This window comes from Zobellia laminariae, from assembly GCF_030553095.1.
GTDB lineage: Bacteria > Bacteroidota > Bacteroidia > Flavobacteriales > Flavobacteriaceae > Zobellia > Zobellia laminariae.
Window position 1 is genome coordinate 1979146 of sequence record NZ_CP130738.1, and the last position, 25085, is coordinate 2004230.

17 protein-coding genes and 6 pseudogenes are annotated in these 25085 nt (G+C 37.5%); 12 read left to right on the forward strand and 11 right to left on the reverse strand.

Translation table 11 applies throughout. The annotated features are described in order from the left end of the window. The first annotated feature begins 224 nt into the window (after window positions 1-224). The 3 genes and pseudogenes from Q5W13_RS09400 to Q5W13_RS09410 all read left to right on the forward strand — a co-directional run bounded on the left by Q5W13_RS09400 (window position 225) and on the right by Q5W13_RS09410 (window position 4649). On the forward strand, window positions 225-779 hold the full coding sequence (locus Q5W13_RS09400; protein ID WP_304446113.1) for a tail fiber domain-containing protein: 555 nt from the start codon (window positions 225-227) through the stop codon (window positions 777-779). Between the two features lie 276 nt (window positions 780-1055). Continuing rightward, window positions 1056-2044 (forward strand): annotated as a pseudogene (locus Q5W13_RS09405) (ribonucleotide-diphosphate reductase subunit beta). A gap of 117 nt (window positions 2045-2161) precedes the next feature. Further along, window positions 2162-4649: pseudogene (locus Q5W13_RS09410) on the forward strand (ribonucleoside-diphosphate reductase subunit alpha). 849 nt (window positions 4650-5498) lie between these two features. Here the strand turns inward: Q5W13_RS09410 and Q5W13_RS24840 are convergent. From Q5W13_RS24840 to Q5W13_RS09425, 4 genes are all read right to left on the reverse strand, one after another. Beyond that, complete coding sequence (locus Q5W13_RS24840) at window positions 5499-5627, reverse strand: hypothetical protein (protein WP_368662498.1); 129 nt, start codon at window positions 5625-5627, stop codon at window positions 5499-5501. Between the two features lie 4 nt (window positions 5628-5631). Then, entirely contained in the window at window positions 5632-6414 is a 783-nt protein-coding gene (locus Q5W13_RS09415; RefSeq protein WP_368662499.1) for a hydroxypyruvate isomerase family protein, read from the reverse strand. Between the two features lie 126 nt (window positions 6415-6540). Continuing rightward, complete coding sequence (locus Q5W13_RS09420; RefSeq protein WP_304446114.1) at window positions 6541-7161, reverse strand: gluconate 2-dehydrogenase subunit 3 family protein; 621 nt, start codon at window positions 7159-7161, stop codon at window positions 6541-6543. Beyond that, complete coding sequence (locus Q5W13_RS09425; protein WP_304446115.1) at window positions 7161-8873, reverse strand: GMC oxidoreductase; 1713 nt, start codon at window positions 8871-8873, stop codon at window positions 7161-7163. Before Q5W13_RS09425 ends, Q5W13_RS09420 begins: the two co-directional genes overlap by 1 nt. Window positions 8874-9013: 140 nt before the next feature. Between Q5W13_RS09425 and Q5W13_RS09430 the strand changes: the two genes are divergently transcribed. The 4 genes and pseudogenes from Q5W13_RS09430 to Q5W13_RS09445 all read left to right on the forward strand — a co-directional run bounded on the left by Q5W13_RS09430 (window position 9014) and on the right by Q5W13_RS09445 (window position 12936). Continuing rightward, on the forward strand, window positions 9014-10009 hold the full coding sequence (locus Q5W13_RS09430; RefSeq protein WP_304446116.1) for a sugar phosphate isomerase/epimerase family protein: 996 nt from the start codon (window positions 9014-9016) through the stop codon (window positions 10007-10009). A gap of 21 nt (window positions 10010-10030) precedes the next feature. Then, on the forward strand, window positions 10031-10474 hold the full coding sequence (locus Q5W13_RS09435; protein ID WP_304446117.1) for a DinB family protein: 444 nt from the start codon (window positions 10031-10033) through the stop codon (window positions 10472-10474). Between the two features lie 11 nt (window positions 10475-10485). Further along, window positions 10486-11711 (forward strand): annotated as a pseudogene (locus tag Q5W13_RS09440) (MFS transporter). A gap of 85 nt (window positions 11712-11796) precedes the next feature. Next, window positions 11797-12936, forward strand: a pseudogene (locus Q5W13_RS09445) (Gfo/Idh/MocA family protein). A 94-nt stretch (window positions 12937-13030) separates the two neighbouring features. Here the strand turns inward: Q5W13_RS09445 and Q5W13_RS09450 are convergent. From Q5W13_RS09450 to Q5W13_RS09465, 4 genes and pseudogenes are all read right to left on the reverse strand, one after another. Then, a complete protein-coding gene (locus tag Q5W13_RS09450; RefSeq protein WP_304446118.1) occupies window positions 13031-13870 on the reverse strand; it encodes a beta-galactosidase small subunit in 840 nt (279 codons plus the stop codon). Next, complete coding sequence (locus Q5W13_RS09455) at window positions 13867-16242, reverse strand: glycoside hydrolase family 2 TIM barrel-domain containing protein (RefSeq protein WP_304446119.1); 2376 nt, start codon at window positions 16240-16242, stop codon at window positions 13867-13869. Before Q5W13_RS09455 ends, Q5W13_RS09450 begins: the two co-directional genes overlap by 4 nt. Before the next feature lie 177 nt (window positions 16243-16419). Beyond that, complete coding sequence (locus Q5W13_RS09460; protein ID WP_304446120.1) at window positions 16420-16884, reverse strand: ASCH domain-containing protein; 465 nt, start codon at window positions 16882-16884, stop codon at window positions 16420-16422. 126 nt (window positions 16885-17010) lie between these two features. Further along, window positions 17011-18716, reverse strand: a pseudogene (locus Q5W13_RS09465) (GMC oxidoreductase). A 237-nt stretch (window positions 18717-18953) separates the two neighbouring features. On the opposite strand from Q5W13_RS09465, the pseudogene Q5W13_RS09470 reads away from it, so the two are divergent. The 5 genes and pseudogenes from Q5W13_RS09470 (at window position 18954) to nadD (ending at window position 23084) form a co-directional block, all read left to right on the forward strand. Further along, a pseudogene (locus tag Q5W13_RS09470) lies at window positions 18954-19930 on the forward strand (sugar phosphate isomerase/epimerase family protein). A gap of 95 nt (window positions 19931-20025) precedes the next feature. Further along, on the forward strand, window positions 20026-20781 hold the full coding sequence (locus Q5W13_RS09475) for a 3-keto-disaccharide hydrolase (RefSeq protein WP_304446121.1): 756 nt from the start codon (window positions 20026-20028) through the stop codon (window positions 20779-20781). A 218-nt stretch (window positions 20782-20999) separates the two neighbouring features. After that, entirely contained in the window at window positions 21000-21857 is an 858-nt protein-coding gene (locus tag Q5W13_RS09480; RefSeq protein WP_304446122.1) for a YicC/YloC family endoribonuclease, read from the forward strand. A 26-nt stretch (window positions 21858-21883) separates the two neighbouring features. Continuing rightward, window positions 21884-22468, forward strand: coding sequence for a guanylate kinase (gene gmk / locus Q5W13_RS09485; RefSeq protein ID WP_155595144.1), 585 nt, complete (start codon window positions 21884-21886; stop codon window positions 22466-22468). A 31-nt stretch (window positions 22469-22499) separates the two neighbouring features. Then, the gene (nadD, locus tag Q5W13_RS09490) at window positions 22500-23084 is read left to right on the forward strand and encodes a nicotinate (nicotinamide) nucleotide adenylyltransferase (protein WP_304446123.1); all 585 of its coding nucleotides are present in this window, start codon (window positions 22500-22502) and stop codon (window positions 23082-23084) included. A 1-nt stretch (window position 23085) separates the two neighbouring features. Here the strand turns inward: nadD and Q5W13_RS09495 are convergent, their stop codons facing one another. The 3 genes from Q5W13_RS09495 to Q5W13_RS09505 form a co-directional block, all read right to left on the reverse strand. Then, window positions 23086-24153, reverse strand: a complete 1068-nt coding sequence (locus Q5W13_RS09495; protein WP_304446124.1) for an amidohydrolase family protein — start codon at window positions 24151-24153, stop codon at window positions 23086-23088. Window positions 24154-24348: 195 nt separating this feature from the next. Beyond that, window positions 24349-24762 carry a hypothetical protein gene (locus tag Q5W13_RS09500; RefSeq protein ID WP_155595141.1) on the reverse strand — a complete coding sequence of 138 codons (414 nt, stop codon included), beginning with the start codon at window positions 24760-24762 and terminating at the stop codon, window positions 24349-24351. Between the two features lie 111 nt (window positions 24763-24873). After that, complete coding sequence (locus tag Q5W13_RS09505) at window positions 24874-25083, reverse strand: hypothetical protein (RefSeq protein WP_304446125.1); 210 nt, start codon at window positions 25081-25083, stop codon at window positions 24874-24876. Between the last annotated feature and the right edge of the window lie 2 nt (window positions 25084-25085).

Below are 25085 nucleotides of genomic sequence, written 5' to 3' on the forward strand. Positions count from 1 at the left end.
ACAAATTTAGGGGGACTAATATTTGGTTTTCCAAATAACGGTAATCAATGGCGGTATAGTACCCGTTCACAAGGGGCAGATTTGCAGTTAGAAACTAAGCTAGACGGATCTAGTTCTTTTTTAACGCGTTTTAGGATGTTTCAAGGGGGGAATTTCAGTTTGGGCCTAGTTCAAATACTTCTTCTTGGGTTCATGTTTTCAATAATTCAACGATAACCAAGCCTTTGCTCAAACTAGAGGAAGACGGAGATGATTTTTCAAGACTTGAATTCAAAAATACAGAAAGCGACGCTTTCTGGCACATTGCAGGTATTGCTGAAGACGGAGCAAATGGGGGGCAAAATAGTAGATTAAATTTTTATTTCCGAAATGATCAAGGCGCATCTAACCGAATGGCAATTACCGGTGACGGGGATGTATTTGTAAATGGATCTATAGTCCATAATTCAGATGCTAGATTAAAGAAAAATATAAAAAATCTAGATTACGGTCTTGATGAGGTGTTAAGGCTTCAGCCAAAAAGTTATTTGTGGTTGGATGATAGAAGCTCGGGGAAAAGGTGTCTAGGTCTTATTGCGCAGGAAGTGCAGCAAATAATTCCCGAAATTATTTATGAAGAAGTAGATGCTGAAAATACCTTAAGTCTCAATTACACCCAGTTAATTCCTATAGTTGTCACGGCTATTCAAGATCAACAGCTGATAATTGAGGAACAATCAGAAAAAATTGTAAACTTGGAAGAAAGGCTGCAGAGGTTAGAGGCTAGAATTACAAAATAGCCCGCTTAGTTGATGTTATAATTTTTAAACCAAAAAGTATATTAAAAAACATACTTTTTGGTTTAATTTTTTATGTTTAACATTCATGTAATTTTTGGGTTAAGTGTCTATCTCTCTTAGGGTCATGTATATTCAATGTCAGCCTACATTTCAACAATTTGTGTTAAAAACTTTGTGCCGGAAATGATTGAACAACATAAAATTCAAGTGGTTTTTTGCGACCTTTGTTTCCGTCGCAAAGGAAGAATTTTCTTCTCAACACTCAAACCCTTTAATATGTCCGTAGCCTTAGAGCCTATTTTAGAAGAAAACAACGATCGCTTTGTAATCTTTCCTATTAAACATGATGATTTATGGGAGTGGTACAAGAAATGTGAAGCGTGTTTTTGGACGGCCGAGGAAATAGATCTTAGTGAGGATTTAAATGATTGGAATAATAAATTAAGTGATGACGAGCGTTACTTTGTTAAACACATATTAGCGTTTTTTGCAGCTTCCGATGGTATCGTAAACGAGAATTTAGCCGAGAATTTTGTTAGCGAGGTTCAGTATGCCGAGGCTAAGTTTTTCTACGGGTTTCAGATTATGATGGAAAACATTCACTCTGAAACGTATTCGCTTTTAATCGACACTTATGTGAAAGATGAGAAGGAGAAGAATACACTTTTTAAAGCCATTGAAAATTTTCCTGCTATTAAGAAAAAAGCGGATTGGGCCTTAAATTGGATTGACTCTCCAAGTTTTGCAGAGAGATTAATTGCTTTTGCGGCGGTTGAAGGTATTTTCTTTTCGGGTGCGTTCTGTTCTATTTTCTGGTTAAAGAAAAGAGGGCTTTTACCTATAGGTTAACTTTTTCTAATGAATTAATTTCCAGAGATGAAGGTATGCACTGTGATTATGCTGTACACTTACATAACAAACATTTAATAAATAAAGTTCCCAAAGAGCGTATTACTGCAATTTTGGTGGATGCTTTAAATATAGAAAGAGAATTTATTACTGAGTCTCTTCCCGCTAGTCTTATTGGGATGAATGCAAAATTAATGACACAGTATTTAGAATTTGTAACGGACAGGCTTCTTGTGGAGCTTGAGTGCGATAGAGTATACAACGCTACTAATCCGTTTGATTTTATGGATATGATTTCTCTTCAAGGAAAGACAAATTTCTTTGAAAAACGCGTTTCTGAATACCAAAAAGCTGGAATTCTGAATAAGGATAATGATGAAAACGCGCAAAAAATAAGCTTCGACGCAGATTTTTAAGTATAGTATAGAGAATTCTTTCTTGAAAGGATTCTTGTCCCTATTTTAGAATTGTTAAAATTTTAACAATTCGTCCTAAGTAAACCAAACGTTTAACCCCACTAAAAAAGTATTCACATGTTTGTAGTTAAAAGAGACGGCAGAAAAGAAGTGGTCATGTTCGATAAGATCACAGCCCGAGTAAGAAAATTGTGTTATGGTCTTAACGGTTTAGTAGATCCGTTAAAGGTTGCAATGCGCGTTATAGAGGGACTTTATGATGGGGTAACAACATCTGAACTAGATAATTTAGCAGCAGAAATTGCGGCTACAATGACTACTACACATCCAGATTACGCTAAGTTAGCTGCCCGTATCTCGGTTTCAAACCTACATAAAGAATACTAAGAAGTCGTTTTCCGAAACTATGAGCGACCTTTATTTGTACGTAAACCCACGTACCAATAAAAAGGCACCTTTGTTGTCTGATGAGGTTTATAAAGTGATTTCGGAAAATGCGGAAAGACTAGATTCAACCATTATATATAATAGAGATTTTGGATATGACTATTTTGGCTTCAAAACATTAGAACGTTCTTATTTACTAAAATTAAACGGTAAGATTGCTGAGCGTCCGCAGCACATGCTTATGCGCGTTTCTGTAGGTATTCATCTAAATGATTTAGACTCGGCTATTGAGACATATGAGTTAATGTCCAAAAAATATTTTACACACGCTACACCAACACTTTTTAACTCTGGCACACCAAAACCGCAAATGTCTTCTTGCTTCTTGTTGGCAATGAAAGATGATAGTATAGACGGTATTTATGATACATTAAAGCAAACGGCAAAGATTTCGCAATCTGCAGGTGGTATTGGTTTGTCTATTCATAACATACGAGCTACAGGGTCTTATATAGCTGGTACAAACGGGACATCTAATGGTATTGTGCCAATGCTTCAGGTATTTAATGATACTGCGCGCTACGTTGATCAAGGTGGCGGGAAACGTAAAGGTAGTTTTGCTATTTATATGGAACCATGGCATGCAGATATCTATGCGTTCTTAGATCTAAAAAAGAACCATGGTAAAGAAGAAATGCGTGCACGTGACCTTTTCTATGCCATGTGGATTTCTGATTTGTTTATGAGAAGAGTAGAGGCTAATGAAGATTGGACGTTGATGTGCCCTAACGAATGCCCAGGATTGTTTACTCGCCATAGTGAAGAATTTGAAGAACTTTACATTAAATACGAAAACGAAGGAAAAGGAAGAAAAACTGTAAAGGCCCGTGACCTTTGGGAAAAAATATTGGAATCTCAAATAGAGACCGGTACGCCTTACATGTTGTATAAAGATGCGGCTAACCGTAAGAGTAACCAGAAAAATTTGGGTACCATTCGTTCATCTAACCTGTGTACCGAGATTATGGAATACACCTCTCCTGATGAGGTGGCGGTATGTAACTTAGCATCTATTGCGTTACCCATGTTCATTAAGAACAAAAGCTTTGATCACAAAGAATTGTTTAAAGTAACAAAAAGGGTAACTAGAAATTTAAACCGCGTAATAGATAGAAACTACTATCCTGTTATAGAGGCTAAAAATTCTAACATGCGCCATAGACCAATTGGTCTAGGGGTACAAGGGCTTGCAGATGTTTTTATCTTATTGAGATTGCCATTTACGAGCGAAGGAGCTAAAAAGTTAAATCAAGAGATTTTTGAGACCCTTTATTTTGCTGCTGTAACCGCTTCTATGGAAATGGCTAAAGAAGAAGGTCCGTATTCTACTTTTGAAGGTTCACCTATATCTGAAGGAGATTTTCAGTTTAATCTTTGGGGTATTAAGGATGAGGAATTATCTGGAAGATGGGATTGGGCTAAACTTCGTAAAGAAGTAGTGAAAAATGGCGTTCGTAACTCTCTTTTAGTTGCACCAATGCCAACTGCTTCTACCTCACAAATTTTGGGTAATAATGAATGTTTTGAGCCATATACTTCTAACATATACACTAGAAGAGTTCTTTCTGGTGAGTTCATTGTCGTGAACAAGCATCTTTTGGAAGACTTAGTAGATTTAGGTCTTTGGAATGAGAACATGAAACAAGATCTAATGAGGGCCAATGGTTCTATACAACATATAGAAACTATTCCGCAAGACATTCGTGATTTGTACAAAACGGTTTGGGAGCTAAGTATGAAAGATATTATTGACATGAGCCGTCAAAGAGGGTATTTCATTGATCAGAGCCAGTCTTTAAACTTGTTCATGGAAAACGCAAACTACTCTAAATTGACATCAATGCACTTTTATGCTTGGAAAAGCGGCTTAAAAACGGGTATGTATTACTTGCGTACTAAAGCTGCAGTAGATGCTATTAAGTTTACTTTAGATAACAGTAAAAAGAACACAGCGCCAGTTAGTGTTGCTGCAGAAGCAGAAGCAGCCGCAACCACACCACCGGTAGAAGCTGCCATAGCAATGGAAGTAAAAACGACTTCTACTGCTCCGCAAGCAGAACTTGATATTCAGCCAATGTCGCCTCAAGAAATGAAAGAAATGATTGCTAGGGCCAAAGAGGGTCAGGCAGATGATGATTGCTTGATGTGTGGTTCTTAAATAGAGAAATTTTATACAATGTTAAAACCCTGGCTTTTCAGTCGGGGTTTTTTATGTTTTTAAATCGATGGATTTTAGTTGAATTTACCAATAATTATCTGAGGAAAAGTAAAGCACAGCTAACTATAATTATTTGAATAGTCTTGATATAGAAAGGGTTTGTCAAAGCGAAAAGCTTTGAAGCAATGTGGTATTACTAAAATTACCCGAGAGGATAATACTGTATTCTAAAGAAAAATTTTATTTCTCTAGATACGGTCTTGCTACTGCTGAAAAAATATACGCAGCAATATATACGATTAATATGATGATGTACTTATCCATTGTGCCCCAATAAATGATTGTACATAATATACGTAGTAAAAGGGCTGTATAGATTACGTGAAAACGTAAAAAAGGATGAATTTTGAGAGAACTTTAAGAAAAATATTCTCTATTAAAGGGTTTTATACCTTTTTTGACGAAACTGCAATAGTTTTCGCATTACAAATACATGCAATGTGTCGTTTTTTATTAGTGGTTACGGATAATGTGAACTATTCCAATTGGCTTTTTAAACCTTTTCGCTTGAAATAGTTAAATGCTAGTTTTGAGATTAACATTAATGCCGTGTAACTGATAAGTAGGTATATATATGAGTTCATATGATAACAACGGATCTGTTAGATGCAATCTTATTTCTGTAGTATGTAGAACGTCGAAAAAGGTCAAAAAACTCGTTATAATGCGTTATTCGCATCACGGCTTCGATGAAACGCATCACTTTATCCTTGAAACGCGAATCTAACCGTAAAAAATAAGCCTCTACTTCCCATGGAAAATAGAGGCTATTAAGCATTAAGTTCAATATTATATAAATGAATCTTCTTGGATATATGCATCAATTACAGCTTGTTCGCCAGCTTTTCCATCTTTAGAGTTACCGTGCTCCATACCAAGTACGCCGGTAAAACCTTTTTCATGTATCCATTTAAACACATTCTTATAATTGATTTCTCCAGTAGTAGGCTCTTTTCTTAGGATTATCTCCAATTTGGATATAGGCTATTTCATCCCAAGTAAGGTCCATGTTATGAATTAAATGTCCTTCTGTTTTTTGCATATGGTAGATGTCAAACAATATCTTGCATGATGGGCTATCAACGCCTTTACAAATCATATAGGTCTGATCCGAATTCTGTAGATAAAGGTCTGGTGAATCAGAAAGTGGTTCTAAGACCATGGTTAAGCCATACGGTTCCAATATTTCGGCACCTCTTTTTAAGGCTTCAATAACATTGCCATCTTGTACTCCTATAGGTAGTTTTCTTTCAAAGCCATAAGGTACAACAGTCATCCATTTAGCATTCACGCGTTTTGCAGTTTCCACAGCTCTCTTGCATCCATCTAAAAAAATATCAATGTATTCTTGTTTTCCAGCGGCTAGCGTATTTTTCATGTTACCACCTTTATCAACAACAAAAACACCCATGGTCATACCTCTTTTGGCAAGGGTTTCTCCCATTTTGGTCTGCAGGGCAACATCGCGTTTCATCATGCCATTATCTTCAAAAGCAGTAAAGCCTTGGTCTGCCATAAAGTTAATCTGGTCTATGGGGTCATCACCGGCCAGTTCTTTGAACATACCCAAATGAGGAGCATAGTTAAGATTGAATTTATGTGCTTTTAAAGTGTTGGAGCTTAAATTGGAATAGGCAAAATTACCTCCCAAAGAAATAGCCCCGCCTGTTAATGCCGTTTTTTGAATAAAATTTCTTCTTTTCATTTTTAGTATAGGGTTTGGTATATAATTGTAAAACAAAAAAGAGCCGCAAGTAAATAGTAATTTACCAACGGCTCTTATTCTATATGCTCTTATGGTTATATTAGAGCGACCAAGCTTTTCCGCCAGTCAATTCTTCCGTATCTGCACAAGCAATATATTCACCATAATAGGTAAATAAGCTAAAACCTTTTCACCAACATACTCAGAGGTTTTGTATCCCCAGATAGTCATTCCTCTAAGGTTGTTCGCAAAAGCAAAGCGAGCTATACCATCATCTAGTAGGGCTTCTTTACCTTCGGCTATTGCTTCGTTGTACTGCTTAACAGCTAAATTGTTTGTCACCTCGTCTTCTTTCGTCACCTTTAAGGCAGCGGCAAGAACAGGTTCCAATTCTTCAGGAGATAAATCTCCTGCTTTCTCTTTGCCAGCATCTTTCAACGCTTTCTCAATAAACCTGTCCGTAGACATTTTAAGGAAATCTTGTTGTTCCTTTTCCATTACCTGATCAGCAAAACGATCAATGAAAATGTTTACTTGAGTTTCTGAAGCAGAAGGGGTATCGGTTTTTGGAAGAATAATATCTACCAATTTGGTCAACACCGCTCCTTGGTCTTTTGTAAAAAACTCAGGAGTCCATTCTAGTACAGTCTCATTTTTACAACTTTGAACAATACCTAGCAAAGTTGGGGTGGCAATGGTGTAACCCAATGCCATACCCATATTCTTGAGTGCTTTTCTTCTATCCATTATATGTTTCCTTTTTTAAGTTGTTTTACAGCGTGGTCTGCAGCCCTTGCTGTAAATGCCATATAAGTTAATGACGGGTTTACACAACTTGCAGAAGTCATAAATGAACCATCTGTTACGTAAACGTTAGGAACATCATGTACTTGGTTGTTGCCATTTAATACAGATGTTTTTCTATCTCTACCCATACGAGCGGTACCCATTTCATGTATACCCAGACCTAAGCCTGTTTCGCGATCATGACCTTTAACATCTTTTACACCTGCTTTTTCAAGCATGTCTATGGCAGATTGCATCATGTCTTTACGCATGTTTAATTCGTTCTCTTTGAATCCGGCGTCAAATGTAACCGTTGGCAATCCCCAATCATCTAATTTTTCATAGTCAAGGGTCATACGGTTTTCTTCGTAAGGAAGTACCTCACCAAATCCACCAATACCAATAGTCCATCCACCCGGTTTTAACACGGCATCTTTTAGTTCTTTTCCGTAAGATAGCTCGGCAACTAAATCTTCCCAATCGCCTCTACTTGCGCCACCTTGGTAACCAAAGCCACGTTTGTAGTCTTTTCTTTCGGTATCACCGCCAATATTTCTAAATCTTGGGATGTAAACACCATTAGGTCTTCTACCTTTATAGTATTTATCATCAAAACCGTCAAATTTACCAGATGCACCTACACCTAAATGGTGATCCATGATGTTACGGCCCAATTGATCGGATTCATTACCCATACCATTAGGGAATTTTTCGGATTTAGATTGCATTAAAATAGAAGTAGAAGCTATAGATGAAGCACAAAGGAAAATAACCTTCGCTTTAAACTCATGAGCTTCTTTAGTAACTCTATCTATAACTTTAACACCGGTAGCTAGTTTTGTTTCTGGGTCGTAAATTACCTCATGAACAATAGAGTCTGGGCGCAAAGTCATATTTCCTGTAGCCTCTGCTGCAGGCAGTGTAGAAGAAAGGCTACTGAAGTATCCTCCAAAAGGACACCCTCTTATACATCTGTTTCTGTATTGACATTTTGTACGACCGTCAAAGTTTTTGGTACCAGTAATATGGGCAACTCTACCAACGGTTACAGCACGACCATCAAACTCCTCACCTACTTTTGTTTTAAAGTGCTCTTCAACACAGTTTAAATCCATTTGTGGTAAAAAGTTGCTATCCGGTAATTGAGGAAGGTTTAACGCCTCACCACTAACACCAATAAAGTCCTCAACTTTTGCATACCAAGGCTCAATATCTTTATAACGTACGGGCCAATCTACGGCAATACCGTCTTTCTTATTTGCTTCAAAATCAATGTCGCTCCAGCGGTAGCTCTGACGCCCCCACTGTAATGAACGCCCACCTACATGGTAGCCTCGCATCCAGTCGAAACGTTGGATTTCATTATACGGATGCTTAAGGTCGTTTACGAACCACATCTTACTGGCAGCATTGGTCGTATAACCCGTTCGGTTTTGTTTTTCCTGTTTTGCGATGTCCTCTTTTGTTGGCTTTCCTGCATTAGGGAAGTCCCAAGGGTCCATGTTCGCAGTTTCATAATCGTCGATGTGCGTCACCATACGTCCGCGTTCTAGTACCAAGGTTTTTAGTCCAGCTTCACACAGCTCTTTTGCTGCCCAACCTCCACTTATACCTGTACCTACCACAATCGCATCGTAAGACTCTTGCTCTTCGTTGTAATAAAATTTGCTCATGTACAAAATTGTTTAGTCCCTAAATTTATTAAATATTAAATTAATTTTCTACATTTATTCGCTATACATCTTGTTAAGGTGGCATATTTAAGAGTAATCTACCTCCAAATCCTTAAATTTCAATAAACTAATCACGAATAATGAAAAGAAGAAACTTTATAAGAAATAGTTCTCAGGCCGGTTTAGCACTTTCAATCTTAGGATTTGCTGCGTGTAAAGAGACAAAAAAAGGTGAAAAAATAACGGATGCTACTTTAGAAGGAGCAGAAGCTGTAATAGAACCTTTCTTTAAATTGTCTTTAGCCCAATGGTCTATTCATAGAATGATTAGAGAAGATGGTGTAGACCCTTACACATTTGCAGAGAAAGCAAAGAATTGGGGTTTTTCAGGTTTAGAATATGTAAGCCAATTATACAATCCTGAATTAGAGGATGCTGGATATTCGGAAGAAGCAATGGCAGCTTTTGTAGAGAAATCTAATGCCGAGGCAAAAAAGCACGGTATGCAGAATGTTTTGATCATGATCGATGGCCAGGGAAACCTTGCCGTAAGTGATGAAAAAGAGAGAAATGAGACCGTAGAAAAACATAAAAAATGGGTGGATGCAGCAGCAGCAATGGGTTGTCATTCCATTCGTGTTAACCTTAGCGGGAGCAATGATCCTGAAGAATGGAAAAAGAATTCTATAGATGGTCTTACAAAGCTGTGCGCTTATGCAAAAGGAAAAAATATTAATATTCTTGTAGAAAACCATGGCGGATTGTCTTCTAACGGAGCTTTACATGCAGAGGTTATGAAAGCAGTGTCTCTAGACAATTGTGGAACACTTCCTGATTTTGGAAACTTCTGTATTACCCGTAAAAAGGATAGTCGTGAGTGTGAGGTTATGTACGATAAATACGAAGGTGTAAAGGAATTAATGCCTTATGCTAAAGCGGTAAGTGCCAAAACGCACGATTTTGATGCCGATGGTAACGAAACTGAGATTGATTATGTAAAAATGCTTCAAATGGTAAAAGACCATGGATATACAGGTTTTGTTGGAGTGGAATATGAAGGCAATAAAATTGGTGAAGAAGAAGGAATTATTGCTACCAGAGAATTGTTGCTAAAAGCATCCAAAGAAATTAGCTAAACCCTATTAATACCTGTTGCCGTGAAAGTATTTTTCAATCAGCTGTTCGACTATAATTTCTATTGCAACAAAAAAATCATTGAGGCTAGTGCTACGCTGGATGTGATGCCGGAAAAAAGTGTTGCGCTATTTTCTGAAATCTTGAATATGCATCATATTTATAATGAGCATATTGCTAAACGCGAGCCTCAGTATAAAATGGGTCAATTACACGAGGTCAATACTTGGGGCGATATTCATTATGAAAACCAACGTAACTCATTTGATATTACTTCTGAAGCTGAAGATTTTGATAAAAGAATAGATTATGAAAACAGTGAAGACAGACTGCTCATTCATACCATGCAGGATATGCTTTTTCATATTATTAATGAATCCACTCACTATAGAGCCCTAATTGACGTAGATTTTGTGGCAAATGGATTGGAATCACTTCGAACAAATTACATTACGTACAAACATTAGCACGCTTATCAATGACCATAAAGATCAAGGCACAGCTTTCAATAATGATGTTTTTGGAATTCTTTATTTGGGGCGGTTGGTTCGTTACCTTGGGTATATATCTCCCAAATACGCTAGGTTCTACGGGAAGCGAAATCGCTTTAGCGTATTCAACACAATCATGGGGCGCTATTTTGGCGCCCTTTATTATTGGACTTATTGCTGACAGGTATTTTAACGCAGAACGTATTTTAGGTGTGTTGCACTTAATAGGTGCTGCGCTAATGTATGCCATGTACCAAGCGACAGATTTTTCGGGATTTTTCCCGTTTTTGCTGGCTTATATGATTATGTATATGTCTACTTTGGCTTTGGTGAATTCCGTTTCATTTAACCAAATGAAAGACCCGGCCAAAGAATTTTCTCTTGTTCGTGTTTTTGGTACTATCGGATGGATTACTGCCGGATTGCTCATTAGCTATTTTAATTGGGATTCTCAAGAAGGTATTACGGAAGGTTTTTTACGCAATACGTTTTTAATGGCTTCAGTATCATCGGCTATATTGGGTGTGTTTAGTTTTACTTTACCTAAAACGCCGCCAACCGCAGATAAATCACAAAAAATTAAACTAGCCGATATTTTAGGATTGGATGCTTTGGCATTATTGAAGAACCGTAATTTCTTGATTTTCTTTTTGGCTTCGGTTCTTATTTGTATTCCCTTGGCTTTCTATTACCAGCATGCAGGTCAGTTTTTAGGAGAGATAGGAGTTGAAAACCCGGCTGGTAAGATGACTATTGGTCAAATTTCAGAAATCCTTTTTCTTTTGCTCTTGCCGTTCTTTTTTAAGCGATTCGGTTTTAAAATGACTATTGTAGCGGCTATGTTGGCTTGGGGACTTAGGTACCTGATGTTTGCATATGGAGATACAGGGGAACTCGTTTTTATGTTACTAACGGGAATAGCCCTGCATGGCGTGTGTTATGACTTTTTCTTTGTTTCTGGGCAGATTTATACAGACAGCAAAGCAGGTGCAAAATATAAAAGTGCAGCCCAGGCCTTATTACTTTGGCTACATATGGGGTAGGTATGCTCATAGGTTTTTGGGTAGCCGGCGCTATTACCGATGCTTATTTAATTGAAGGCGGACAACACGATTGGAGTACAATTTGGTTGTATCCTTCTGCTTTTGCGTTTCTAGTGCTACTACTGTTCATCATTTTGTTCAAAAATGAAAAAATAGACTATAAATCATAGTTATTTTATTAAATTCAAACTCTTAAAAAATAAGGAACATAAAAGGACCCTTTTCAGGTCTTTTACTAATCAAAAGGATTACAAAATGCCAAAAAAAATCAGACTCGGAATTTTAGGAGGTGGAGGAGACTCTCTAATAGGTGTACTACATCGTGTAGCATCGCATATAAATGATAACTATCAAATTGTTGGGGCTGTTTTTAACCCGGATTTTGAGCAGAATATGGCTTTTGCCAAAGAGATAGATGTGCCAACAGATCGTATCTATAAAGATTTTGATACGTTGATTGAAGAAGAAATGAAGTTGCCGGAGGATGAGCGTATTCAGGTATGTTCTATTCTTACCCCTAACTTTCTTCACTTTCCAATGGCTTTAAAATTGTTGGAAAACGGTTTTAATGTTATTTGCGAAAAACCAATGACTACTACGTTGGAAGAAGCTAAAAAACTACAAGCCGCACATGAAAAGGCAGGTACTGTTTTTGCTTTAACTCACACATATACCGGTTATCCAATGGTGCGCCAAATGCGCCAAATGATTAAGAACGGAGAGCTAGGGAGAATTCACAAAGTAGATGCTGTGTATTACCAAGGTTGGATTAATGAAATTATTCATGATCAAGAAAAACGTTCATCTGTTTGGCGTTTAGACCCTAAAAAGGCAGGAATCAGTTCTTGTATTGGAGATATTGGGGTACATGCCTTTAATATGGTAGAATACACCACAGGTTTAAAAATTAAATCTATTTTGAGCGACTTTAATTATTTGTATGAGGACAACCAGATGGATGTTGATGGTACTGTGCTTATTAGAATGAGTGATCACGTTAAAGGTATTATTAGAAGTAGTCAAGTAGCGACAGGCGAAGAAAATGGTCTTGGAATTGCTATTTATGGCGAAAAAGGGGCTTTCAAATGGGAGCAAGAGAATCCTAATTATCTGTATGTAATGAGTGATACAAAACCAACTCAGATTTACAAATAAGGTCATGCGTATAACAGCGAACTTTCTTTAGGTGGAACAAAACTTCCTCCAGGGCATCCTGAAGGTATTTTTGATTCTATGGCTAATATCTACCTTGGCGTAGCAAAAGCTATTAGAGGAGAGCAATACGATAGTGGTGAGTATCCAACAATGACCGATGGTGTTCGTGGTATGAACTTCATTGAAGCCACAGTAGAATCTAATAAAAACGGAAATACTTGGGTAGAATTGGAAGATTAAGTTTTTCTGAAAAACCTATAACAAATAAAAATTCCCCGAAGGCTTAATGCTTTTGGGGATTTTGTTTTTTAATCGTTTTAACTGATGTAAACCCTTATTTCACCGGTTGTATCATAAAGCTAAAGAATAAATTATCTGGTTTAATTTGATATTCTTCGTGTGGTAATAGTCCCCAGCTATTATCGCCCCCAACACCCATTTGGCTATAATCTATGTTGATGTTGATGAGGTCTCTTTGAGGAATATCATAGGTATGGCGCTGTTGTTTTTCCATGCCCTCATCAAAATCTGAATTGTATTGGCTATGGGCGCTAAAACCAAACAGTTTTGATGAAGAAATTTGAATTCCTTTACCTTTGTTATTTAAAAATGATAACGTACGAATATCAGTCCTGTTCCCATTCTCTTGTGGACGTATGTACTCAAAATATAGGTCCTTTACTTTTGCATTATAGGTACCCACCAGTGCCGAAGTTTTTCGATCTTGGTAATTCTCATGCGGACCTCTACCGTACCAGTTCACGTTATCGTAGGTTGATTCTATAATAAAGTTATTACCAAAACGAGGCACAATGGGTAAGCTATCCTTAATGTTAGAAAGGTCCGTGTTTACTAAAATCTCCCCCTTGTTATTAATAGCATAGGTAACTGTTGCTTCTCCTTCTACGGAAGGTAAGCTGTAAGTAGCCGTAAGCTGTAAATTGTTCTTAATTTTAAACGGATTTTTACTCAATTTTACAGCGTCAATAACTTTCTTGCCGTCATTGGAGTTCAGTTGAAAGCTGGTTAGATTTTGTGTCACTGTAGCCTCTTTCCATACCTGCAATAATTTAGGCATGTTATACCCATAATCATTATCAGTTGGAGCGCGCCAAAAGTTTACGCTCGGTCCTTTTTTAATTAGGTTGCCTTGGCCATAGTCTAATTTTGTCAAACTACCATTGGTGCTATTAAAACCGACTTCAAATCCTTCTCCCTTAATTTTACAGTGCCATCTACGTTTGTAACCGAAAGTCCACTGGTTTCCATTTCAAAAACGCTGGAGGTAAAATCTGTCAGCTTAAATTGCTCATAGGCTAATAAGTAATCTTCAGGTATAAGAGCGTCAGCGTTTTTAGTGGTTGCATAAACATTCAAGAAATATTCAGCTTTTTCATCGGTCAGTTCTGGTAGGGAAATCTGAAACTCTTTGGATTCATAAGGAGCTATTGCTACATCAGGAATGGTTCCAGCATGTATCTCAATACCGTCTTTGAACAATTTCCAATTGAAATTATATTCTGAAAGGTTGGTGAAATCATATTTGTTAGTAATCGTGATTTTACCTGATTTAGGATTTTCGAATTTAAACTTTACATATTGATATACCTTTTTTACCTCGTACAAAGCTGGATGTGCGGAACGGTCAGGGTCCACTAATCCATTTAAACAAAAATTATTGTCGTTTTGAAGCTCTGAAGCTCCAAAGTCACCTCCAAAGGCATAAAATTCAACACCGTCTTCATTTTTGGTCTTTAGGCCTTGATCAACCCAATCCCAAATAAAGCCACCTTGTAACACGTCGTATTTTTCAATAACATCCCAGTAATCCTGAAGGTTGCCAACGCTATTACCCATGGCATGAGCATATTCACATTGAATTAAAGGTCTTTTAGGGTCGTTTTCGGCATATTTAATAGTCTGTTCTATAGTTGCATACATTGGTGCCTGAATGTCCGTATTGGCATATTGTGTAGCACCTTCATATTGTACAGGGCGAGTATCATCCTGTTTTTTGAGCCATTCGTAAGTAGCAAAGAAATTTTCTCCATTACCTGCTTCGTTACCCAAAGACCAAGTAACAATAGAAGTGTAGTTTTTATCGCGTTCAAACATGCGCATGGTACGGTCTAAATGCATGGCTTTCCATTCTGGTCTGTAGGCTGGGTGAATTTTCTTGGCTTCCTCATCATTATCAAGACCTTGGTTGGTAGTCCCCATCCCATGGATTTCAATATTGACTTCATCAACTATATAGAAACCATATTTATCTGCCATACGATAGAAAAACTCGTTTTTAGGGTAGTGACTGCAGCGTATAGCATTTAAATTGTTGCGCTTCATTACCTCCATATCTTTAAGGGTTACCTCTTTGCTGATAACATGGCCTGTGTTTTCATCATGGTCATGAAGGTTGGCACCTTTAATTAGAACAGGTTGGCCATTGACCAAGAACTGGTTGTTTTTGATTTCAATTTTTCTAAAACCTATTTTAGAACTTACTGCCTCGGTCACTTCTCCCTTTTTATTTTTAAGCACAAAAAGTAAAGTGTAAAGGTTCGGTTTTTCGGCATTCCAAGTTTTAATGCTTTTTAGGGATTTTTCAAAGTTTACTACAGCAGAAACTCCATTAAAAACCACATCTTTCTCTTCGGAATAAAGTTCTTTGTCGCCATCCAAAAGTTGCACGGTAACTTTATAACCTTTGGCTTTTTTTGCAGTATTTTCAAGTTCTAGATTCACGTTCAAAAGACCATCCGTATAATTGTTTTCCAGGTCGGCAATAGCTCGGTAGTCTTTAATGGTCGTAGCCTTTGTTGCATATAGGTAGACATCTCGGTCAATACCACTTAGACGCCAGAAATCTTGATCTTCCATATAACTGGCATCGGACCAACGTAAAACCTCTACGGCAAGTGTATTTTTTCCAGCTTGAATATGTTTGGTAATATCAAATTCAGCAGGTGTTTTGCTGCCTTCGCTATAGCCTACTTTTTGACCGTTTACATAAACGTACATTGCTCCGCTAACACCTCCAAAATGTAAGTAGATAGTATTGCCATCCCAATCATCGGAAATTTCAAAATCACGCTTATAACTTCCCACGGGGTTTTTGTCATGAGGAATAAAAGGAGGGTTTTTTGGAAAGGGATAAACAATGTTGGTGTAGATAGGAGTACCGTGTCCTTCAAGTTCCCAATTAGATGGTACTGGAATGGTATTCCAGGAGGACGTATCAAAACCACTATTCTGAAAATTTACTGGGCGTGCCATTACATTGTCGGCATAATTAAAAAGCCAATCTCCGTTTAATGATTGATAAAAGGGAGAATTTTCCCAACTGTCATTCTCTAATGCATTTTGGGTAGTTTCATATCGATAAAAAGAAGCTGTAGGGGCTTCACGATTAATTTGAAATATTTCAGGATTCTCCCATTCAGGATTCTCCCATTTTGGAGCTTGGCCTTGTGCGGATAAGAATAAAAAGAAACCGAACAAAGAAAAGATTAAGCCAAATATTGGCTTAGTAGACGTTGAGATGCGCATAGTTGAGTTTGTTTACATTGATGATGTACAAGGTAAAAAAACTTTATAATAAAGCAGCTCTTAGTATCACAATATAGCATAAGTGCTATTTGTGAAAAATTCGCAATGAAGAATTAGGCAGGTTACAGATGTGATCTAGCCTTTGTGATAACAGTTTGGATCGATTTTTTTGGAATTTTACCGGTCAAAAACTTTTTCGAACTCTTGACAGACAATAATCATACTTTCATTAGGCTTGCGGTTAAAAGCGGCCAATTCTTTTGTGTAGTACTCCCAATGTACCTTTTTCCAATAAGCTAAGCTTTTATCGCCTTCACCTTCTAATTGGGCATAAGCTGCATCAATGCTGAAATAAGGTTTCAATTTTACGGCTGTGGTTCTAACAATGCACTGTGCCTCACCTTCCCAATTGGTAACAATCATGAAGTCACCAATTTTAGGTAATGGTTGTTTGAGGTACTGTAGGCCAAGCAAACTAGGAGATGTTGCTCGTTTGATGCCTTTTTTGACTAATGCCGCACATTCGTTGGCATCCAATTCATTATTACAAAAATGAACTACTTTGGGTGTATCTGCAAAAGCATGTTCTAAGTGCTTGTCTAGATAGTCTCCCCATAAATTCCGAGCTGAAGCGTTTTCCATATAGTTATTGCGGTTAGCGTATTTTCACGGCTAGCGTGAGAAATATAGTTCAACAAGATACAAACGACCGAGCAATTTTAGTGATATTTTAGAATATCAGGTTGATTTATCGGTCGTTATACATCATTATGAAAATTTTCCTGCTTTAAATTGCTCTGCGGCATGATTTGCTGCTCTAGCTGTAAATGCCATATATGTTAAAGAGGGGTTTACGCAATTGGATGAGGTCATAAAAGCACCATCCGTAACATATACATTAGGTACTGTGTGGACTTGGTTGTTCTTGTTCAATATTGAAGTTTTTGGGTTATGACCCATACGTGCACCGCCCATTTCATGAATACCTAGACCAGGACCAGTTTCTTCATCATAAGACTGAACATCTTTAAAACCTGCAGCTTCAAACATAGATACAATCTCTTTTTTAATGTCCTCGCGCATATTATATTCGTTTTCTTTAAACTCTACATCAAAAGCTAATTGAGGTAATCCCCATTTATCTTTTTCAGTAGGACTTAAGGTAACACGGTTATCATCATAAGGAAGAAATTCGCCAAAACCAGTTACGCCGATCTGCCATTTACCGGGTTTTAATATTTCTTCTTTCAAATCTTTGCCATAGCCCATTTCTGCTACAGATTGTGACCAATCTTGGCGACTGGCAGTTCCTTGAAAGCCAAAACCTCTTAAGTAATTTGTGCGTTTGGTCTTTTCATCAAGATTCACAAACCTAGGTATGTAAAAGCCGTTAGCTCTGCGGCCTTTAAAATACTTATCTAGGTAGCCATCAACTTTTGCTGTAGCTCCCAGTTTATAATGGTGGTCCATAATTCCTCTACCCAGTGCATCGGAATCGTTACCTAATCCGTTTGGAAAACGTTCGCTCTTAGATTGCAATAGTATACCTACGGATGCCATTGCCGATGCACAAAGAAAAATCACCTTAGCTTTAAATTCTATTTTCTCATTCGTTTCTGCATCAATTACCTTAACACCAGTAGCTTTCTTGGTATTGTCATCATACATTATTTCATAGACGATAGAATTTGCACGAAGTGTCATGTTGCCGGTGCGCTCTGCTGCTGGTAAGGTAGATGAGTTACTACTGAAATAGCCTCCAAAAGGGCAGCCTCTACTACATCTATTTCTATATTGACAAACGCCACGCCCTTCAAAAGTAGCATTTGGGTCTGTGATGTGAGCGGTACGGCCAATGGTAATCAAACGGCCGTCATCAAATTTTTCTGAAACAGCTTTTTTAAAGTCTTCTTCAACACAGTTAAGGTCCATTTTAGGTTGAAATTTACCGTCAGGTAGATGCTTTAGTCCAAGATTTTCACCACTAACTCCAATGTATTCTTCTACTTTATCGTACCAAGGTGAAATATCTTTATAGCGAACAGGCCAATCTATGCTAATACCTTCTTTTTTATTGGCTTCAAAATCAACATCGCTCCAGCGGTAACTTTGACGCCCCCATAGGTTAATGAACGGCCACCTACTTGATAGCCACGAATCCAATCAAAACGTTTTGTTTCTACATACGGGTGATCTAAGTCGTTTACAAAAAAATGTTTGTTATCTTCCTGTGGAGCCCAATTCACGCGACTTTGCACATGTTGCTTTTTCTTATCCTCTTTAGAAAGTTCTCCCTTTAAAGGATAGTCCCAAGGGTCATCGTTCATGGTAGAATAGTCTTCAATATGCTTGATCATTCTACCACGTTCCAATACTAACGTTTTTAATCCCTTCTCACATAATTCTTTAGCCGCCCAGCCACCACTAATTCCAGTTCCGATAACGATAGCGTCGAATGTTTCTTCTTTATTCACGGTAGTATTTTTTGTTTTAAACCTGTTGTAATGCCTATATTTATATTTTCCCTAAAGAAAAGGGTATCTAAAACACTTAAGAGAAATAAATATAGGGTTTTTCTATAAAAGGTTATCAAAAAGAATCTCCCCTTTTACTAAACACAAAAAAATGGAAGTATGAAGACAATTAAAGGTCCCGGCGTATTTTTAGCGCAATTTGTAGACGGTAAAGCGCCGTTCAATACATTGGATGGCATGTGTAAATGGGCTGCAGATTTAGGGTATAAAGGTATTCAAATCCCTACATGGGAATCTTTTCTAATAGATTTGGATAAAGCAGCCGAGAGTCAAGATTACTGTGATGAACTTAAGGGAAAAATAAATTCCTACGGTCTTGAAATCACCGAACTTTCAACGCACCTTCAAGGACAGCTGGTTGCCGTTAACCCGGCTTACGACCTTATGTTTGACAGTTTTGCTCCCGATGCAGTAAAGAACAACCCAAAAGCACGTACCGAGTGGGCCGTAGAAACGGTAAAAAAAGCTGCTACTGCAAGTAGAAGGTTAGGACTTAACGCTCATGCTACTTTTTCTGGTGCATTGCTTTGGCATACATGGCACCCATGGCCTCAAAGACCTGCTGGTTTAGTAGAAATGGGTTTTGAGGAGTTGGCAAAAAGATGGATGCCAATCTTAAATCATTTTGATGAGGAAGGTGTAGATGTTTGTTACGAAATTCACCAGGTGAAGATTTACACGATGGAGATACTTTTGAGCGTTTTCTTGCCGCTACTGGAAATCACAAGCGTGTAAATATCCTTTATGACCCAAGTCACTTTGTCTTGCAACAGTTAGATTATATTGAGTACATAGATCACTATCATGAGTTCATAAAATCTTTTCATGTAAAGGATTCAGAATTCAACCCAACAGGTAAGAAAGGTGCTTTTGGGGGTTATAATGATTGGGGTGATCGCGCCGGTAGATACCGCTCTTTGGGTGATGGTCAAATCGACTTTAAAACCATTTTTTCTAAACTTACACAGTACGGTTGTGACGTTTGGGCAGTTATGGAGTGGGAATGCTGTATTAAAAGTCCGGAGCAAGGTGCTCGTGAAGGAGCGATTTTTATTCAGGATCATATTATTGAAGCTACAGAAAAGACTTTTGATGATTTTGCAGGTTCAGCAGTTGACAAAGAAATGCTTAAAAAGATATTGGGTATCTCTTAAAAAGGAGAGAACAATAGAAGTAAATTATATGGAACGGTTCTTTTGTTGCTAAAACAGGAGAATCTTTTTTTTGAAATATCTAAATCCAGAGAACTATGAAGAATCTAGTACTTATCATTTTTATGGCAATGGTTGCCTTTAGTTGTAAAGACAAAGCGGAAAAAAACCAAAAAGAAATGGAATCTGAACGCGTAGCTGAAGCTGAGGCAGAAAAACCACCTACAGAGTGGACGGTTCTTTTTGATGGTTCTTCTTTTGATGGTTGGAAAGAATATAATAAAGAAGGTGTTTCTGATAATTGGAAATTAGAAGATGGTGCCATGGTTTTTTATCCTCCAACAGAAAGAGAAGAAGGTGAGGCGTTTAATCTAGTGACCGAAAAAGAGTACACAGATTTTATTTTGTCTTTGGAATGGAAAATTTCAGAAGGCGGAAATAGTGGTGTGTTTTGGGGTGTAAATGAAACTCCTGAACTATCTGAGGCGTACCAAACAGGTCCAGAGGTGCAGGTTTTAGATAATGAGAAACATCCAGATGCAAAAAACGGAACAACTCATCAAGCAGGCTCTTTATATGATATGATAGCACCTTCTGCAGATGTTACCAAGTCTGTAGGCGAATGGAATACTATGGTGATTACCATAAACCATAAAGAACAAAAAGGTAGCATCTCTTTAAACGGAACTGATATTGTTGACTTCCCGGTTGGTAATGAAATGTGGAATGTTATGGTGTCTAAATCAAAATTTGCAGATTGGGACCATTTTGGAAAATTCACTACAGGAAAAATAGGCTTGCAAGACCATGGTAATATGGTTTCTTTTAGAGATATAAAGATTAAGGAGCTTTAGGGGTTAGATGATGAAATGTCAGAATTTTGATATTTCTCGAAATAACCCTCGAACATTTTAACGATGTCTTGAGTAGATTTTAGTTATGAATTACTTTTAGAACCCCATCTCAGAATATGAGGTGGGGTTCTCTATTAACTTAGGGGCTGTAGATTATGGGTTACAGGGACTTCTACTTTCTGTAATTACGTTATATTTGCCAAAATTCATAGCAATTTATGATTCAGTCCATGACCGGTTTCGGCAAGTACGTTGTACAGCTTCCGACAAAAAAGATTACCGTAGAGCTCAAATCCCTAAACAGTAAAAGTCTAGATTTAAACGCACGTATGCCTTCCGCATATCGTGAAAAAGAATTGGAACTTCGTAAGACTATCGCTAGTTCTTTAATGCGTGGTAAGGTTGATTTTGGTTTATATTTAGAATTGACCAGCGGTGAAACTTCTACAGAGGTAAACGAGTCAGCGGTGAAGAACTACATGAAGCAATTAAAGAATATTGCTGATGGCGATGATATTAAGTTGCTAGATATGGCTCTTAGAATGCCGGATTCTTTAAAAACGGCACGAGAAGACATTGATGAGACTGAATATGAGTCTATAAAGCTTGCACTTACAGAGGCTTTGAAAGAGATTAATACGTTTCGTTCAGAAGAGGGTGAAGTACTTGAAAGAGACTTTATTGAACGCATTCAGAATTTACAGAGCTTGTTGGAGCAAGTGAAAACAATGGATCCCGACCGTCAGTCAGACGTTCGCGAACGATTGAACAAAGCCGTTAGCGACCTTAAGGCAGATGTTGATGCCAATCGTTTTGAACAAGAACTTATCTACTACCTAGAGAAGTATGATATTACTGAAGAAAAAGTTCGTTTGGCTAACCACCTCGATTATTTTACTAGTACGTTAGAATCCGATGATTCCAATGGTAAAAAACTGGCTTTTATTGCTCAGGAAATTGGCCGTGAGATCAATACAATAGGATCTAAAGCCAACTATGCGCCAATGCAGCAATTGGTTGTACAGATGAAAGACGAACTTGAAAAAATAAAAGAGCAAATGCTTAACGTGCTCTAACGTATTCAACCAAACTAAACGAACTCATGAAAGGCGGCAAACTAATTATATTTTCGGCACCCTCTGGAAGTGGTAAGACAACTATAGTACGTCATCTCCTAAAGCAAGAGGAGCTAAACCTTGCATTCTCTGTGTCTGCTACTTCAAGACCTAGAAGAGCTAAAGAAAAACAGGGAGAGCATTATTATTTCATGTCTATTTCGGCATTCAAAAATCATATTAAACAAGATGATTTTCTAGAATGGGAAGAGGTTTACCGTGATAACTTTTACGGTACTTTAAAAACTGAAATAGAACGACTTTGGTCTGAAGGTAAAAACGTGATTTTTGATATTGATGTGGCGGGTGGTCTGCGTATTAAACGAAAGTTCCCAGATAAGACCTTGGCTGTTTTTGTAAAGCCTCCAAGTGTTGACGAGTTGAAAATACGACTCAAGAAACGTAGTACCGAAAGCGAAGATAAAATCAATATGCGTATTGCAAAAGCATCCGTAGAGCTAGCAACAGCTCCTCAATTTGATAAGGTGATAAAGAACTACGATCTTGATACCGCTTTGGATGAAGCCCATACGTTAGTAGCGGAATTCGTTGGCGCCAAGAGGAAAGAATAGTTAGCTGGGATAATCAAATTTGTTTTAACGCATGAAAAAGGTAGGTCTCTATTTTGGTACGTTCAACCCTATACATATAGGACATTTGGTCATCGCTAACCATATGGTAGAATTCTCCGATTTAGATGAGGTTTGGTTTGTAGTCACGCCTCAAAGTCCATTTAAAACCAAAAAATCCCTATTGGCCGACAACCATAGATACCAAATGGTATATGAGGCTACAAAAGATTACCCTAAACTTAAACCCAGTAAAATAGAATTTGGACTACCGCAGCCAAATTATACGGTAAATACATTAGTTCATTTACGAGAAAAGTACGGTGAAGAACATGATTTTGCCCTGATCATGGGTGAGGATAACCTTAAGGGTTTCCATAAATGGAAGAACTACGAGGTTATTTTGAGCGATTACAATCTTTATGTATACCCAAGGATTTCAGTAGGTGAAATTGAACACCAGTTTAAGGGGCATGCTAAGATTCATAAGGTAGATGCTCCCATAATGGAAATTTCTTCCACCTTTATTCGTAAAAATCACAAAGAAGGTAAAAATATTAGACCGTTGCTTCCTGATTCGGTTTGGCAGTATATGGATGAAATGAATTTTTATAGATAGACTATCGTTCTAATAATTTTCTGCCATTCTCGTGGTATATCTTTTTCAAAGTCTCATCGCCTAAATCTAGTCCATTAAGAGGCCAATGGTATGAGAAATAATCCCAAGCATAAAAATGCTCATCTGCACTTTCAAGAATCCTGAAAGTAGTTTGGTACATGTCGGCATCCATACCCATGTCGGTTCCATATACCAATCGTTCTTTATATTTGTTAAAGAAAGCCTTGGTACGTCTAGGGACTGGTGCCACCTCTGCGTAACGGGCAGATATATCAGCATATAAATTAGGGTGTTCATCCAGTAGTTGGCCTAAAATAGTTAGGTCGTGACTGGTATTCGCTAAGTGGCACGCTATAAAGGTGGTTTCTTTATTATTTCTAACTGCATTAGATAAGGTGGTGAGTAATTCCTCATGTGTAAGAACACCTTCTTTTGATGTGTCTACTTTCCAAGTATAGGCATTCATAAGTCCATCGTTCTTTTCGTCCATGGGCAAGTACATCCAATAAGGGTCAGCAACGTGGACGCTTATGGGCATACCTAATTCCCCACACTTTTTTAAAAGTGGTTGTAAGCGAGGGTCGTCCAAATGAAGACCAGGCGCAATAGATGGTTTTGAGTAGAAAAGCCCTAGTCCTTTATCTCCTAATTCACCAACACCTCTTGCACCTTTTGCAAAACATCTTTCAAGTTCTTTTACAGCTTTTTTAGACCAGCCTTTTTCATTGTAGCCTGTGTAATCAAAACCGCACCAAACCTCAATTTGGTCACCGTACTTAGAGTACATATCATAAATGCTATCAAATTGTTGACCTGTGGAATACGTGAGTATAATCGATTTCTCAATATTCTTTTCTTTCATAGTGGTAATCCATTCTTCCAATTCTTGTTCGGACTTGGCATCTGGGTGTGAGTGAAAGTCTATTACGGGGTATTTGGCCCGCTTAATTTGGGTGTTGGGAGTGTTGTAAATACTCTGAGGTCTATAATCTTTTAGAAGTAGGTTTTCTTGAGCAAATAAATGGTTAGTAAGCGATAGGAGTAGAAGAAGTAATAATTGCTTTCTCATGTCAAGAAGGTTTAAAAGATACATTTATACATACTTCACGTAAGAAAAAGTCATAGAAAGGGTATGGTTTTTCAAAAGTGAAATTAACCAATTAGTTTAATTGGGGGAAGATTCAATGTTTAAGTAGGAATAATTTTAGGTGCTAGATTTGGAGAAAAGCATTGTAGGTAGCAAAAAAAATAAGGAACGAAAAGGCTATTTATCTAACTGTTGTATGTTTTGTGTGGCCCATTCAAAAGCTTCATCTAGCTCATGAAATACACCGATTGGTTTTTTAATGAACATTTTTTCTAGTGTTGCTATCATACGCCTATATTTATTTTCAGAAACAATGGCCATGCCTATTAGGTTAGGGAACATATCAACTATTTCCTTGTAACCCATTGGGTCCATTGAGTATGAATTTTTTCTATTTGAAATATAAATAAAAGGTGTAGTTGTCCCATAAATGCGCTTAATAGACGTGATGGGACCAATAGAATCCTCTTTGCTTACATCGGCACCCTCGGCAAATTCACCCACTAAGAAGTTAGGATAGAACCAAAATTTAGCAAATCCAAAATCTTCTTCTGTCAATAATTTAGGCGTAGTACGTAACGGTGTTTCCATAGCATATCTCAGTGGTTAAGATACGATTTATACTTATGAAAACCAGCAGATTGTTATAAAAGCAACAAAAAGAATTGTTTGTATATAGACTTATGAATAGCTAACCTTGTTCTATTTGGTTGGGTCAAAAAGAGTTACGTTGTATTGGAATTGCTGAGGTTCTGAATTAACAAGAACATTATCTATGGTTATAACATAAGAGGTATCCTCCGTTAGAGCATTAGAATTAATTTCAGGTTGCCAAACAATTGTGTTGTCTCCGTAGATAGCTGTAAGTTCCTCTATTTGTAAAGAAACTGAATTTCCATTCTCAGTTTTCATTG